This window comes from Mycobacterium sp. E183, from assembly GCF_001667735.1.
GTDB lineage: Bacteria > Actinomycetota > Actinomycetes > Mycobacteriales > Mycobacteriaceae > Mycobacterium.
The window spans coordinates 1-13,717 of sequence record NZ_LZJN01000178.1 but is presented as its reverse complement, the minus strand read 5'-3'; the positions used below and the strand labels follow the sequence as shown (position 1 = coordinate 13,717).

Sequence of the window (13,717 nt, the reverse complement as noted above, 5' to 3'; positions counted from 1 at the left end):
AACGAATTCTTGGTGGGCCGTCGGGGGCGCGTCGTTGAGCCCGCACCATGGACCCGATGTCTTCCCGATGGCGGTTTCGCGGCGTCGCGGCGTTCGCCGCCGTCGCCGCGGCGGTCCAGCCCCTGCCCGCGATTCCCGTGCACGCCGCGCTGCCGTCGTGGAATGGGAAGTATTCGCTGGTCAGGTACGCCGTCAACAAGTCAGGCACCAGTGCGGCGGCGGCCCAATCCGAACCCACATTCAGCGCCGACTATGTCTTCGTCACCGCCTGCTCGCGCCAGTGCGTGGCCACCGCCACCAACGGCCCCGTCCCCAAGAACCCGACCCTGCCCCAGCCCTCGCACTACACCTGGGACGGGGCTCGATGGGTCGAGCGCTTCGACTTCCAATGGGATTGCTACATGGGTGACGGCGTCCCCAAGGTGTGGGCACCCGCGCGGTCGTGGGCGTTCTACACGCCACAGCCGGACGGATCTTTGCGCGGCACCTGGCATACCGACATCAACGGCGGTCCCTGCGGCGGAAGCGTCGAAATGCCGGTGGCGGCGTTTGCCGCCGGTCCCGCATGAATGTCGTTGTCGCCCAGGATCACTGCTGCGGCGCGGGCGTCATCGAGGCGATGTAGTAAATTTCGTGCCCGGTCGGGTACCCGCCACCGTTGGTGGCGATATGAACGTGGTCGTAGTGATTGAGTGTCTCCGAACCGAGGTCGGCGGTCCAGCTTCCCCCACCAACGCCCGGGTAGATCTTCTGCCGCCAGATCACGTGGTTGATTCCCCAGCGTTTGGCGTTCGCCAGGGCGTAGCCGGCGATCTGGTTGCCCAGCTCGATGCCTTCGGGGCTGGCGTGGTTCGGGATCATGACATCGATCGCCAGCCCGTTGGGATGCCACGGCAAAGCGTCCTCCCGGTATCCGCCGATGGTGGTGATCTGCGGAAACAGCACGCTGATGGCGCGCTCCGCCCAGATCGTCTTGACCTGCAGCCTGTCCTCGGACCCGATGCCGTGGGGCAGCGCGACCTGGAATTGCTGGCCGGCGGCGGGCGGCGCGTTTGCGGTCAGCATCTCCACTTCCGCCGGTGTCGCGGTGTGCGGGGCGTTGGCCAGTGCGCTGGGCGCCGCGTCGGCCGGTCCGGCGGCCACGCTGGTGGCGGCCGCGGGCGGCGGGGCGGGCGCGGAGGGTCGCGGCTTCGCGCCCTGGGCGTAGACCATGCCGGCCGACAGGACGAGCGAGGCCACGATCGCCAGCCAACGACTCCGGCCGTTGGCTAACACATTCACGCCCACGACCAGCAGCTTAATGTCGCGGGCGACACCCGTGGGGCGTTTTCGACGGGTTATTCGGGTCGGGCGAATACGCCCCACGCCATGCTCCGTCGCGTCACAATGACACCCATGTCCGGCCAGACCTTCGCCGATGCCAACGCCTTCCACCGGGTCATGCGCCGCTTCGCCTCCACGACGGTGGGCGTGGCGCTGCTGCGCCCCACGGCGCACCACCTGGACCGGTTCATCACCAAGGTCAGCGGCGGCAGAAGCAGCTTCGCCGGCGTCGCAACCGGCATCCCCGTGGTCATGCTCACCACCACCGGCGCCAAATCCGGCGAGCCCCGCACCGTCGCCGTGTATGGGATCCCCCATCCAGATGGCCTGGCCCTCATCGCATCCAACTTCGGCGGCGCCAAGCATCCCGCCTGGTATCACAACCTGAAGGCCCACCCCGAGGCGACGGTGACCATCGGCCGCGACACCTGGCATACGACGGCGCGGCTCGCCACGCCGGGCGAGCGCGACGAGATCTGGGCGAAGGGCCTCGAGCTGTATCCCGGCTGGCGCAAGTACGAAGTGCGGGCAGGCAAGCGGCATATCGAGGCGTTCGTCCTGCCGCGGAACTGAACGACGATAGGCGCTGTCGCACAGAGTCGTTCGCGCTTCGCCGCCTAATCCGTATCGCCCAGGTACGCGTCGGCCCAGGCGCCGATGATTCGCCCGGCCCGGTGAGCCTGGCCGCGCGCGGTGAGGAAGTGATCCGAGCCCTCGAGCGAGACGAAGCTGCGCGGGTGCCGGGCCAAGCGGAAGATCTCGCTGGCGTTCTCGATGCCGACCGTGTTGTCGGTGGGCGAGTGCAGGATGAGCAGCGGCAGGCGCAAGCCCTTGATCTTGTCGCGCAGGTGGGCCCGCCGCACGTCCTCGACGAACGCCCGCTTGAGCGTCAGCGTGCGCCCGCCGACCATCCATTCGGCGCTGCCCTCGGTCAGGCAGCGGTCGACGACTGCGTCGTAATGCTTTTCGACGTGGCTCGGGTCGACCGGCGCCGCGACCGTCACCACCGACCGCACTCCCGGCGACTGCCGGGCCGCGGCGAGCACCGCGGCGCCGCCCCACGAGTGCCCGATCAGGATGTCGGCCGGCGTTCCGCGGCCGGTCATGAATTCGCACGCCCTGGCGATGTCGTCGACCTTGACGGTGAACGACCCGTCGCCCCAGTCGCCCTCGGACCCGCCGAGGCCCAGCGCGTCGAAGCGCAGCATGCCGATGCCGTCGGTGGCCAGTTGCTTGCAGATCCGCGCCGCGGCGGGCGAGTCCTTGCCGAGCGTGAAGCCATGGGCGAACACGCCCCAGCCCCGCACCGTCCCGTCGGGCACTTCGATGACGCCGGCCAGTTGCGCGCCCGTCGAGCCCTGAAATGTGACGCGTTCGCCCATGCTGACGATCTAACCCGCCCGGGCCGGCGGTCGTAAGGCCGACCTACTGCGAGAAGGTTTGTGTCCCCGGCAGGAACAATAACTGCGGAATCGAGCCACATATTCGCAGTTCAGAGGCATATTGCGGGTGTGCGTGCCGGATCGCTCACGGCCGAAACGAAAGCCGTTGTGCGACAACCGCGTACAACTCACCCCCTGCGGGCGACGTCTTGGCTCAGGATCTGGGGCCAGGTCTCGACATCGGCCGGGGTGTGCGCCACGGTGAGCGTTGACCGCGGCATCAGTGCGGCAAGCGATTCCGCTGTCGACATCGGATGCGCCGGGTCGCCGACCCAGGCCAGAATCGTCGTCGGCACATCGATTCGTGCGACCGCTTCGCGAGCGGGCAGGTCGCTGAGAGCCGCGCCCCGAAACAGTGACGGCAGCAGCGCGTCGGCCACATCGGGAACTGTTTCGGGCGCGCCGACCGTGGCCGGCGGCGGAGTCGCCCCACGCGCCGACGCGATGAATGCCCCGACTCCCTCGGTTTCGATAAATTCGGCCGCAACCCGGTAGATCTCGGCCTGCGCGGGCCGGGTTTCCCACGCGGTGGCCGGCACCATGAGCGTGAGGCCGGCGAAGCGGTCCGGCTCGCGGGCGGCCGCGTGCAGGAGTGTGCCGGCACCCATGGAGGGGCCCACTCCGTGCACCCGTTCGCCGGGAAACCATTTGTCGAGCAGCTGCAGGAGATCCTCGGCAAGGCTTTCCCATCGGTAATCCTCCGGGACCTTGCGCCCGGTCGACTTGCCATGGCCGCGTGCGTCGTACCGCAGCAGTCGGGTCCCGCTCAGGCCCCTGCCGAGGTCGAGATTGAGCACCCGGTCACGCGCGCGGCTGGAGGTAAGTCCATGCAGTTGAACTACCGGATGACCACCTTCATCGCTCAGTTCAACCGCAAGCTCCGCTCCAGGAACCACGAAAGTGGACATCACGCAACTCTTCTCACGACCGGACGGCTCGCCCCGGAGCCGACCGCGCAGACCGAGCATTCAGGCTAACCGGGGCGTTAAGGTACCGCCATGCGGCTGACCAACGTCGCGCACCTGCGGCTACCCTTTGGACGACTCTGGGGCTACGACGTCTCGGTGTCTGACCTCGGCCGCCGGCTCCCGGTGTCCTTCGACCAGCGCATACACGTTGGTGCCGGCGCACGACCCGGCTCCTGGATGGCTCTGTCCATTCGGTTGCCGGCGGGGGTCAGCCGCCAATCGTTGGCCGATGCGTGGCTGGCCGTGATCGCCCGCCACGGCACCCTGCGAACGGCATTCACACCCGGGGCGGACGGCGATCCGCAACTGCATGAGATCGATATTCACCCAGGCCAGTGGGTAGAGCACGAGATCGCTGCGGGCCAGGCGGTCAACGACGCACTGCGAGTGGTTCTCAATGCGACGTGCTCGCCCTATCAGCGGCCCTCACATCGATTGTGTGTGCTGGAGACTGCCGCCGGATTGACGGTGGTGATCGCCGCCGACCACGCCCACGTGGACATGTGGTCAATGCTGGTGATTGCGCGGGACCTGTTGTCGATGCTCGCCGACGCCCGGATCGGACGTATGCCGTCGCCGCAACCGCCGCCGGCATTTGTCGTGCACACGCAGGCATTGCTGGACCTTCCCGCGGCACCGGAACGCGTGCGCGCGCGATGGGCACAAATCATCAGCGACAGCGGTGGGGTGATGCCACGGTTTCCGCTGCCGTTGGGTGAGTCCGGGCCGCATCCAGAACGCGTTGAAGTGCGTGACGTGTTCGATGTCGATGACGGCGCCGCGTTCGCCGCGCAGGCACGCGACGACGGTGTCTCGACGCTGGCACTCGCCGTGGTCGCCATGACCGCGGTGACCCGCGAGTTGGCCGGGGCGCCGCTGCGCGCGGTCTTCCCCGTGCACAGCCGATTTGAAGACAAATGGCACGACTCGGTGGGCTGGTTCATCACCAATTCGGTCCTGGAGTCGGCGGTTGCCGAGCCCCACGCCGCGGCCACCGCCGTCAAAGAGGCCGTGCAGCTTGGTTCCTGGCCACTGGCCGACGTACTGGCTCCGTGGGGTGGAATGCCCATCGCGCCAGGCATGTTCGCGATTTCCTGGCTGGACCAAAGCAGACTTCCGGTGCGCATCGACTCGGTCGGACTCGACGCCCAGTATGTGAGCGCGAGCGTTGACACCGACGGCGTCATGCTCTGGTTCATCCAGGACGAGTCCGGGCTACATCTGCGATGCCGCTACCCGGATACCGCGGAGGCACGAACCAACGTGGGGGCGTGGCTGGACCTGTTGGTGGCGCGCCTACAGGCACTGGCGCAGTCCTCGGTTCGGGGACTGCTGCGGGTGGCGGGCCGCACATATCGTGTGCAGCGCGCGACGCGCGAACACGTGGGGGTGATCGCCCAGCTGCTCTCCGACGACGAATTCGGTCAGGAACGCGAAGCCGCCGAACTCGAACGCTACGAGGCGGCCTACGACATCGTCGTTCGCGACCGATCCAACTACCTCGGCGTCGTCATGAACGGTTCCGACATGGTCGTCGCGACCGTGCAATTGACGATCATTCCCGGTCTTTCCCGCGGCGGCGCCACCCGGCTGCAGATCGAGGGATTACGGGTCGCCAAAGCCGAACGCGCACAGGGTCTTGGTACTGCACTCGTCGAGTGGGCACACAACTACGGCCGAGCGCACGGCGCACAGCTGGCGCAGGTGACCACAGACGAGGCTCGCGAACGGGCTCGGGCGTTCTATCGCCGGCTCGGGTACCACGCCGCCCACGTCGGGCTGAAACGCACCATCTGAGTCCGGTTTATCCGCGGTCAACGTTTCAGCGTGCGTGATGGCGTAGTCCCCGATTGTCTGTGCACCAGTCATTTCCGTTTCGCGGCGGTGTACGTGCCGTCGGCGCGGGCGGCGCTGTTCTGGAATCTGTAAGGCGTCAAGACCATCCATATCTACGACAGCAGCGCGGCGGTATTTCCCAAACCGGCAGCTGCTCAACGCCAACCGGTGACCTGGCACCGCTGGCCACCCGGCCGGCGCTGACCCCGTAAGGCCTAGGGCGCGACCGAATATCGCGGCGAGGGGCCGGGGGATCCGACGAGCAGGCTCGCGACGTCCGCGAGCGGCCGGGGCCGGGCAACCAGCTCCCCCCAGGGAAACCGATCGTGCGTCGCCCGCAGAAAGCTCAGCGCCGCACTGAGGTGCCGTGGCTCGTAATTGTGCACGCCGAAGATCGACAGCTGCCGGCGAACCACGTGTTCGGGGTCGAGCGCGATGGCGGCGTCGGGGGCGACCGAACCGGCGAGGACGGCGACGCCCTGACTGTCCAGCGCGGCCAATCCGGCCTGCAAGGCCGTCGATGAGCCGGAGAACTCCAGCAAGACGTCGCAGCTGTCCACGTCGGGTGCCGATGCCGCCTCGTCGGTCGCGCCGAATTGCCTTGCCAGTTGCCTTCTTTCGGCGCTGGGATCGACCGCCGTGACCACGGAAGCGCCGGCCGAGGCCGCCGCCGCGACAGCGCTGAGTCCGAGCATGCCGACCCCTACGACGATGACCCGCCTGCCGGTCAGCGGCCCCGCGCGGTCGATCACCGCCGTGACCGTGGCCGTCGCGCAGGCGGCGGGAGCGGCGACGGCGTCACTGAGGTCGTCGCCGACGACCGCGATCGCCAAGTTGCCGGGTAGGAAGACATATTCGGCATAGGAGCCGGACAACGCCCAACCCGAGTCGAGCGCTTCGTGCCCGGCCTTGCGGACGGTGCGGCATTTGGCGGTCACTCCGGCGCGGCAGCGGTCACAGGTTTGGCAGGGCAGCGTGACCGACCAGATGACGCGTTGCCCGGGGTGTAGGCGCTGGCCGTCCACGTCGCACCTGCCCGCTTGTCCGACGGCGACGATCTCACCGACGGCCTCGTGGCCGAGAATCGACGGGCACGGTTGTGCACGACGGCCGCTGACGGTGTGCCGGTCGCTGCCGCACACGGTGGCCAGGCGCACCCGGACGAGGACGTCGGCCGGTCCCAGCGGCGGCACCGCCACGCGCTCGACGGCGATCCGGTCGCCGCCCCGCCATACCGCCGCGGCGGTGGCGTCGATCCGTCGGTCGACGGCTGTGCCGGTCATGGAGCGCTCATCGCCACCGGGCGCACGCCGAGCAGGCCGGGTAGATCGGCCACCGACGGCAGCAGGTGGGTGTGCCGGTGGGCACCGAGTTCGTTGGCGTCGCTGGCTCCCGAGAGGACGCCCACCACCAGCGCGGCACCGGAGTTGGTGCCGGCTTGGAGGTCGCGGGGGGTATCACCGGCAACCAGGACGCGCGCCACATCGGTCACGCCCAGCCGTTCCATGGCGCGAAAGATCATGTAGGGCGCGGGGCGCCCGGCGGCCACATCGCTGCCGCAGACGACGGTGTCCGCCACCGCGTCGTCCATCCATCCGAGCGCCGACAGCAGCGATTCGACGATGATGCGGTCGAATCCCGTTGTCAGTGCGACCTTTACGCCGCGCCCGCGTAACGTGGAAAGCGCCTCCAGGACCCCCGGCAGCGGGCGCGGCGGGTGATCGGCGTAGGCCGTGCTGAGCCGGGCCTGGAAATCGTTGACCACCACTTCCAGCTCGCCCGTGCTCGGGGGCGTTCCGGAGCGGGAGGCGAGCAGTTCACGCAGCGCTTCGTGCTTCGAGGCGCCGTGCCAGCGGGTGATTTCGGCCTCCGACGGTGCTGCCCCGTGGGCTCGCGCGGTCTCGGCGAGCACGCGGTAGACCTGCTGACCGTCGTCGATCGTGGTGCCCGCCATGTCCAGGACCACGATTTCGGGCGCGAAGATCGTCATGAACTCGGCTCCTCAGGGCTTGGCGTTGCGGCTCAGGGCGCAGCGCGCGTCAAGGGTGTTTTCGAGGGTGAAGCTGACCAGTCCCGGCAGGTACCGGTCGTCGTGGTATTCGAGGACTTCGCCGTCCGGGCTGCGGGTGGTTCGCTGCTGACGCAGCAACGGAACCCCCTCAGGCACACCGAGGTGCCGCGCGTCCAGCGCGTCGGCGGCCACCGCGTCGATCACATGGGAGGCCCGGGCGAACTGCACGCCCTGTGAAAGCAGGTACGCCCACAGGGATCCCGAATCGCAGTCGAAGTCGAACAGGCGCCTGCCGACGTGCTCGACGAACACCGCTCGCTCGAGCATCGCGGGCTCGTCGTCGAGGTAGCGCAGCCGCAACACCTCGACGACCGGGGCGTCGATGTCGACGTGCAGCACCGAGGCGGCGTGCTGGTCGGCCCGCCGCAGCGCCAGCTCCAGGGTCCGCTGCCCGGGCGTGCGGCCGATCGAGTGCGCCCACGCCGAATACGACAGCAGCGTGTCGAAGGGCTGTCCGGTCGCGGCGGAACAGACCACCGGCGGTTTGCCGCGCCCGCCGGCGATTACGCCCTCGGCGCGCAGGGTGGCCAGCGCCTGGCGCACCGGTCCGCGCGACGCGTTCCACTGTTGGCACAGCCGAGACTCCGACGGAAGCGGCGCACCGACGACCAATTCACCGAGCCGGATCTGTTCCCTCAGGCTGTCGGCGATGACCTCATGCAATGCGATTGCCACGACTTGACTATACATGTGTGTCCGGGCTCCGACCCGCGAATCAGGCTGTCGGTTAAGAGAATATGAACATCTGCTGCCCAGTCCGTTCCTGCGTTGACAGCTAGTGAACCGCTGCCGGAGGGTTCTTGTAATGACAAGTCGGCGCCCTTGGAATCGGAGCTCCCATGACTGACGTCGCCAACAACCAGAGCGTCGGAAAGTCCATCGACGACGCCCAACTCGGCGTCTTCCACTTCAAGGCCGCGGCGACCGCCGGTGCGGGGTTCTTCACCGACTCCTATGACCTGAACGTCATCGGCTCAGTGACGCTGCTGGCCGCACCCCAATTCCACCTCGGCAGCGGTCAGATCTCGATGCTGACAAGCTCGACGCTGCTAGCGGTCGCAGTGGGCGCAATGGTGTTCGGCCGGCTCGGCGACCTCTTCGGCCGCCGGCGCGTCTACGGGCTCGAAGCCGTGCTGATGATCATCGGAGCCCTGGTGTCGGCATTCGCCCCGAACTTCACGGTGTTGTTGGTCGGCCGGCTCATTCTCGGCGTGGGCATCGGCGGCGACTACCCGGCCAGCGGCGTCATCATGACCGAGTACGCCAACGCGCGAAATCGTGGCCAGCTCGTCGGCCTGACGTTCCTGTTCTACGTGTTCGGTCAGGTCTGTGCCTATCTCGTCAGCCTGCTGGTCCTCGCGGTCGGTGTCGACAACGGTCTGGCCTGGCGAGTGATCCTCGGGCTGGGCGTGCTGCCGTCGGTGCTGGTTCTCTACCAGCGTCGCCACATGCCGGAGTCGCCCCGGTGGACGGCCGAGCATGGCGACGAGCGGCAGGCCCGCCATGACTTCGAGAAGTTCGCCGGAGCGGGCAACGAAACGTTCACGGCAGCAACGGTTTCCAAGGCTTCGATCGGTGGGCTGCGCTTGGCGTTGACGAATCGCAAGGTGCTCATCACCCTGCTGGGCACCGCCGGAAGCTGGTTCTTCTTCAACGTCGCGGTGTACGGCAACTCGGTGAGTCAGCCGCTGTTGATCAAGACCATCAGCCCGCACGGCTCCACATTGTCCAACATCGCGCTCAACGCCGTGCTCGTTGTCTGCTTCAGCCTGGTCGGCGCCATCGCCGGGCTCTTCGTTCTCGACCGATGGCCCCGGCGTCGACTCCAAATCGTCGGCTTCACGTTATGTGCGTCGGCCATGCTGTTGATCACCGTGGTGCCGAGCCTGAGCAGCGCCGTCCTGCCCTTCGGGATCGTCTTCGGACTCTCTCTGTTCGGCATCGCGTTCGGTCCGAACTACACCACCATGCTGTTGGCCGCCGAGTCGTACCCGACCACCTTCCGCAGCAGCCTGCACGGCCTGTCGTCGGGCGTCGCCAAGGTGGGCGCATTCGGGGGAGCGCTGGTGGTGCCGCTCGTCCTCGCGTCTTCGGGGCTACGGGCCGTGACGCTGCTGGCGTTCGGTTGCTACGTCGCGGCGATCGCGACGACATTCTTGCTGCCGGAACCCCGTGGCCGCGCGCTCGACGAGGTCAGCGACCGGTTGAGGCCCAGGCCTTCGGCGAACGCCACTTCGCGACAACGGCTCTCGCCGGAGCCGCTCACCGCATGACGTGTGAGGAGAACCGCATACCGCCTCGCTTGTGCCCACTGTGGGACCCGCTCGCAAGCGCGCTGTTCGAGGGGGTGCCCCCGGCAGGATTCGAACCTGCGGCCTTCTGCTCCGGAGGCAGACGCTCTATCCCCTGAGCTACGGGGGCGCATGGAGATCATGATGCGCCAGGTGGGCCCAGACAGACTAACGCATCGCGGTGACCGCTCGACCACCGCAATGGATTCGGGGCGCGGGCACCTCAGCCAATAGGATGGACGCTTGTGACCCCCGCTGACCTCGCTGAGCTGCTCAGGAGCACCGCTTCCGCGGTGCTGGCCGAGCGCGGGCTGGACGCTGCCGCCCTGCCGGCGACGGTCACGGTGGAGCGGCCCCGCAACCCCGAGCACGGCGACTACGCCAGCAACCTGGCGCTTCAGCTGGGCAAGAAGGTCGGCGCCAACCCCCGCGAGTTGGCCGGCTGGTTGGCCGAGGCGCTGTCACGGGCCGACGGAGTCGCCTCGGCGGAGGTGGCCGGGCCCGGCTTCATCAACCTGCGCCTCGAGGCGTCGGCGCAGGCGGTGGTCGTCAACAACGTCATCGACGCCGGCGACACCTTCGGCCATTCCGACCTGCTGGCCGGCCACAAGATCAACCTGGAGTTCGTCTCGGCCAACCCCACCGGGCCCATCCACATCGGCGGCACCCGCTGGGCCGCCGTCGGCGACGCGCTGGGCCGGTTGTTGAGCACCCAGGGCGCCGCCGTCGAGCGCGAGTACTACTTCAACGACCACGGCGCCCAGATCGACCGTTTCGCCAACTCGCTGATCGCCGCCGCCAAGGGCGAACCGACGCCCGAGGACGGCTACGCCGGCGCCTACATCAACGACATCGCCGCGCAGGTGCTGGGCAAGGCGCCCGACGCGCTGAGCCTGCCCGCCGCCGAGATGCACGAGACGTTCCGCGAGATCGGTGTCGACCTGATGTTCACTCACATCAAGGAGTCGCTGCACGAGTTCGGCACCGACTTCGACGTCTACACCCACGAAGACTCGATGCACACCAGCGGCCGCGTCGACCAGGCCATCGCCCGGCTGCGCGAGACCGGCAACATCTACGAGAAGGATGGCGCAACCTGGTTGCGCACCAGCGCCTTTGGCGACGACAAAGACCGCGTCGTGATCAAGAGCGACGGCAAGCCGGCCTACATCGCGGGTGACATCGCCTACTACCTGGACAAGCGGCAGCGCGGCTTCGACCTGTGCATCTACATGCTCGGCGCCGACCACCACGGCTACATCGCCCGGCTCAAGGCCGTGGCCGCCGCGTTCGGTGACGACCCGGCCCACGTCGAGGTGCTGATCGGGCAGATGGTCAACCTGGTCCGCGACGGCGCGCCCGTCCGGATGAGCAAGCGGGCCGGAACGGTGATCACCCTCGACGACCTGGTGGACGCGATCGGCGTCGACGCGGCGCGCTACAGCCTGATCCGCTCCTCGGTCGACACGCCGATCGACATCGACCTGGCACTGTGGTCGTCGGCGTCGAACGAAAACCCGGTCTATTACGTGCAATACGCGCACGCCCGGCTGTCGGCGCTGGCCCGCAACGCCGCGGAGCTGGGCCTGGTCCCCGACACCGGGCACCTCGAGTTGCTCAGCCACGACAAGGAGGGGACGCTGCTGCGCAGCATCGGGGAATTCCCCCGCGTGCTCAAAACGGCTGCGTCCCTGCGGGAGCCGCACCGGGTGTGCCGTTACCTGGAAGACCTGGCCGGCGACTACCACCGGTTCTACGACTCGTGCCGGGTGTTGCCCCAGGGGGACGAGCAGCCCACCGACCTGCACACCGCGCGCCTGGCGCTGTGCCAGGCCACCCGCCAGGTCATCGCCAACGGGCTGACGATCCTCGGTGTCACCGCTCCGGAGCGAATGTGAACGTGCACCCCGCCGGTCCTCGGCACGCCGAAGAAACCCGGCACCCCGACAGCGCGCCGCGGCCGCAGTCGCCCGACGAGCTGCTTCGGCTCGCGCCGAATGTGTGGCCGCGCAACATTCTTCGCGGTGACAACGGAATAGCCAGCATCGCGGGGATCCCGGTCACCCAGCTCGCCCAGGAGTACGGCACGCCGCTGTTCGTCATCGACGAGGACGACTTCCGGTCTCGCTGCCGCGAACTCGCGACGGCCTTCGGCGGCGGCCAGAACGTGTGTTACGCCGCCAAGGCCTTCCTGTGCACCGAGATCGCCCGCTGGGTCGACGAGGAAGGCCTTTCGCTCGACGTGTCCACCGGCGGCGAACTCGCCATCGCGCTGCACGCCGACTTTCCGCCCGAGCGGATCACGTTCCACGGCAACAACAAATCCGCCGCGGAACTCACGGCGGCGGTCAAAGCCGGTGTCGGGCACGTCGTCCTGGACTCGATGACCGAAATCGAGCGCCTCGACGCCATCGCGGCCGACGCCGGCATCGTCCAGGACGTCTACGTCCGCCTCACCGTCGGGGTCGAAGCACACACGCACGAATTCATCTCCACCGCACACGAAGACCAGAAGTTCGGGTTGTCGGTGGCCAGCGGCGCGGCGATGGCCGCGGTGCGCCGGGTGTTCGCCACCGACCACCTGCGCCTGGTGGGCCTGCACAGCCACATCGGTTCGCAGATCTTCGACGTCGACGGCTTCGAGGTCGCCGCGCACCGCGTCATCGGGCTGCTGCACCAAATCGTCGACGAATTCGGCGTCGACAAGACAGGTCAGATCTCGACCGTGGATCTCGGTGGGGGGCTGGGGATTTCCTACGTGGGCACCGACGACCCGCCGCCGGTGGCCGACCTGGCGGCCAAGCTGACGGACATCGTCGGCAACGAGTCGGCGGCCGTGGGCTTGCCCACCCCGCGACTGGTGGTCGAGCCCGGACGCGCCATCGCCGGGCCGGGCACCATCACGCTGTACGAGGTGGGCACCGTCAAGGATGTCGACGTGAGCAGCACGGCCCAGCGCCGCTATGTCAGCGTCGACGGCGGCATGAGCGACAACATCCGCACGGCCCTGTACGACGCGCAGTACGACGCCCGGCTGGTCTCACGCGCCAGCGACGCACCGGCGACGCTGGCGCGGATCGTCGGAAAGCACTGCGAGAGCGGCGACATCGTCGTCCGCGACGCGTGGGTGCCCGACGATCTGCAGCCCGGTGACCTGCTCGGGATCGCCGCGACCGGCGCGTACTGCTATTCGCTGTCGAGCCGCTACAACATGATCTGCCGTCCGGCGGTGGTGGCGGTGCGTGCGGGCCGGTCCCGCCTGATCCTGCGCCGCGAGACGGTCGACGATCTGCTGAGTCTGGAAGTGAGGTGAACGGTGCCCCGTGACGAAAAGCCAGTGGGCGTAGCGGTGCTCGGGTTGGGCAACGTCGGAAGCGAAGTTGTCCGCATCATCGAGGGCAGCGCCGACGATCTCGCGGCTCGTGTCGGCGCGCCCCTGGTGTTGCGCGGCGTCGGAGTCCGGCGGGTCGCCGCCGACCGCGGCCTCGAAATACAGGTCGACGTGGGCGTTTTCGGCGGCCTGCGCCAGCTCCCCGGTGGAGGTCGCCAGCAGCGCCTTGTTCGCGGTGACGACCGACTTGCCGTGCTCGAGCGCGCGCAGGATGGCCTTTCGCGCCGGTTCCACCGGCCCCATCAACTCCACGACGATGTCGACGTCTTCGCGGGAGACGAGCTCCTCGACGTTGTCGGTGAGCAGCTCGATCGGAACGCCGCGGTCGGCGGCGACCCGCCGGACTCCGACGCCGCGCAACACCAGGGGCGCGCCGACACGAGCCGCGAGATCGT

Annotated in this window: 12 protein-coding genes, 1 tRNA gene and 1 pseudogene; 6 read left to right on the top strand and 8 right to left on the bottom strand. The window is 68.2% G+C overall.

What is annotated here, in order from left to right; translation table 11 throughout:
• The first annotated feature begins 47 nt into the window (after window positions 1-47).
• Entirely contained in the window at window positions 48-569 is a 522-nt protein-coding gene (locus A5691_RS20990; RefSeq protein ID WP_068015967.1) for a hypothetical protein, read from the top strand.
• Window positions 570-588: 19 nt separating this feature from the next.
• On the opposite strand, the gene A5691_RS20985 is transcribed toward A5691_RS20990, so the two are convergent.
• Entirely contained in the window at window positions 589-1,287 is a 699-nt protein-coding gene (locus tag A5691_RS20985) for a glycoside hydrolase (RefSeq protein WP_067747674.1), read from the bottom strand.
• A gap of 108 nt (window positions 1,288-1,395) precedes the next feature.
• On the opposite strand from A5691_RS20985, the gene A5691_RS20980 reads away from it, so the two are divergent.
• On the top strand, window positions 1,396-1,896 hold the full coding sequence (locus A5691_RS20980; protein ID WP_067747677.1) for a nitroreductase family deazaflavin-dependent oxidoreductase: 501 nt from the start codon (window positions 1,396-1,398) through the stop codon (window positions 1,894-1,896).
• A 44-nt stretch (window positions 1,897-1,940) separates the two neighbouring features.
• Here the strand turns inward: A5691_RS20980 and A5691_RS20975 are convergent, their stop codons facing one another.
• Window positions 1,941-2,705, bottom strand: a complete 765-nt coding sequence (locus A5691_RS20975) for a S9 family peptidase (protein ID WP_067747679.1) — start codon at window positions 2,703-2,705, stop codon at window positions 1,941-1,943.
• A gap of 188 nt (window positions 2,706-2,893) precedes the next feature.
• Window positions 2,894-3,673: an alpha/beta fold hydrolase gene (locus A5691_RS20970; RefSeq protein ID WP_067747680.1), complete on the bottom strand. Its 780-nt coding sequence runs from the start codon at window positions 3,671-3,673 to the stop codon at window positions 2,894-2,896.
• 90 nt (window positions 3,674-3,763) lie between these two features.
• Here A5691_RS20970 and A5691_RS20965 point away from each other — a divergent pair, with 90 nt between their 5' ends.
• On the top strand, window positions 3,764-5,530 hold the full coding sequence (locus tag A5691_RS20965) for a GNAT family N-acetyltransferase (RefSeq protein ID WP_067747682.1): 1,767 nt from the start codon (window positions 3,764-3,766) through the stop codon (window positions 5,528-5,530).
• Between the two features lie 254 nt (window positions 5,531-5,784).
• Here the strand turns inward: A5691_RS20965 and A5691_RS20960 are convergent, their stop codons facing one another.
• Genes A5691_RS20960 through A5691_RS20950 form a run of 3 tightly spaced genes read right to left on the bottom strand, consistent with a single transcriptional unit; the run spans window position 5,785 to window position 8,315 of the window.
• On the bottom strand, window positions 5,785-6,852 hold the full coding sequence (locus tag A5691_RS20960) for a zinc-binding dehydrogenase (protein WP_067889868.1): 1,068 nt from the start codon (window positions 6,850-6,852) through the stop codon (window positions 5,785-5,787).
• Window positions 6,849-7,559, bottom strand: coding sequence for a phosphonatase-like hydrolase (locus A5691_RS20955; protein ID WP_067782021.1), 711 nt, complete (start codon window positions 7,557-7,559; stop codon window positions 6,849-6,851). Before A5691_RS20955 ends, A5691_RS20960 begins: the two co-directional genes overlap by 4 nt.
• Before the next feature lie 12 nt (window positions 7,560-7,571).
• The gene (locus tag A5691_RS20950) at window positions 7,572-8,315 is read right to left on the bottom strand and encodes a GntR family transcriptional regulator (RefSeq protein ID WP_082950435.1); all 744 of its coding nucleotides are present in this window, start codon (window positions 8,313-8,315) and stop codon (window positions 7,572-7,574) included.
• A 164-nt stretch (window positions 8,316-8,479) separates the two neighbouring features.
• Here A5691_RS20950 and A5691_RS20945 point away from each other — a divergent pair, with 164 nt between their 5' ends.
• Window positions 8,480-9,913, top strand: coding sequence for an MFS transporter (locus A5691_RS20945; protein WP_068015970.1), 1,434 nt, complete (start codon window positions 8,480-8,482; stop codon window positions 9,911-9,913).
• 75 nt (window positions 9,914-9,988) lie between these two features.
• Here the strand turns inward: A5691_RS20945 and A5691_RS20940 are convergent.
• A tRNA-Arg gene (locus tag A5691_RS20940) sits at window positions 9,989-10,061 on the bottom strand.
• Window positions 10,062-10,176: 115 nt separating this feature from the next.
• Between A5691_RS20940 and argS the strand changes: the two genes are divergently transcribed.
• Entirely contained in the window at window positions 10,177-11,829 is a 1,653-nt protein-coding gene (argS, locus tag A5691_RS20935; protein WP_068266778.1) for an arginine--tRNA ligase, read from the top strand.
• Window positions 11,826-13,244 carry a diaminopimelate decarboxylase gene (lysA, locus tag A5691_RS20930; protein WP_068015066.1) on the top strand — a complete coding sequence of 473 codons (1,419 nt, stop codon included), beginning with the start codon at window positions 11,826-11,828 and terminating at the stop codon, window positions 13,242-13,244. The genes argS and lysA overlap by 4 nt, the downstream gene beginning before the upstream one ends.
• 90 nt (window positions 13,245-13,334) lie before the next feature.
• Here lysA and A5691_RS29200 read toward each other — a convergent pair.
• Window positions 13,335-13,717 (bottom strand): annotated as a pseudogene (locus A5691_RS29200) (homoserine dehydrogenase); the annotation flags it as partial.

Bases quoted from the DNA above. Each gene is read 5' to 3' on its own strand.
- A5691_RS20990 (WP_068015967.1), top strand. From the start codon at position 48: ATGGACCCGATGTCTTCCCGATGGCGGTTTCGCGGCGTCGCGGCGTTC.
- A5691_RS20980 (WP_067747677.1), top strand. From the start codon at position 1,396: ATGTCCGGCCAGACCTTCGCCGATGCCAACGCCTTCCACCGGGTCATG.
- A5691_RS20975 (WP_067747679.1), bottom strand. From the start codon at position 2,705: ATGGGCGAACGCGTCACATTTCAGGGCTCGACGGGCGCGCAACTGGCC.
- A5691_RS20970 (WP_067747680.1), bottom strand. From the start codon at position 3,673: ATGTCCACTTTCGTGGTTCCTGGAGCGGAGCTTGCGGTTGAACTGAGC.
- A5691_RS20965 (WP_067747682.1), top strand. From the start codon at position 3,764: ATGCGGCTGACCAACGTCGCGCACCTGCGGCTACCCTTTGGACGACTC.
- A5691_RS20960 (WP_067889868.1), bottom strand. From the start codon at position 6,852: ATGACCGGCACAGCCGTCGACCGACGGATCGACGCCACCGCCGCGGCG.
- A5691_RS20955 (WP_067782021.1), bottom strand. From the start codon at position 7,559: ATGACGATCTTCGCGCCCGAAATCGTGGTCCTGGACATGGCGGGCACC.
- A5691_RS20945 (WP_068015970.1), top strand. From the start codon at position 8,480: ATGACTGACGTCGCCAACAACCAGAGCGTCGGAAAGTCCATCGACGAC.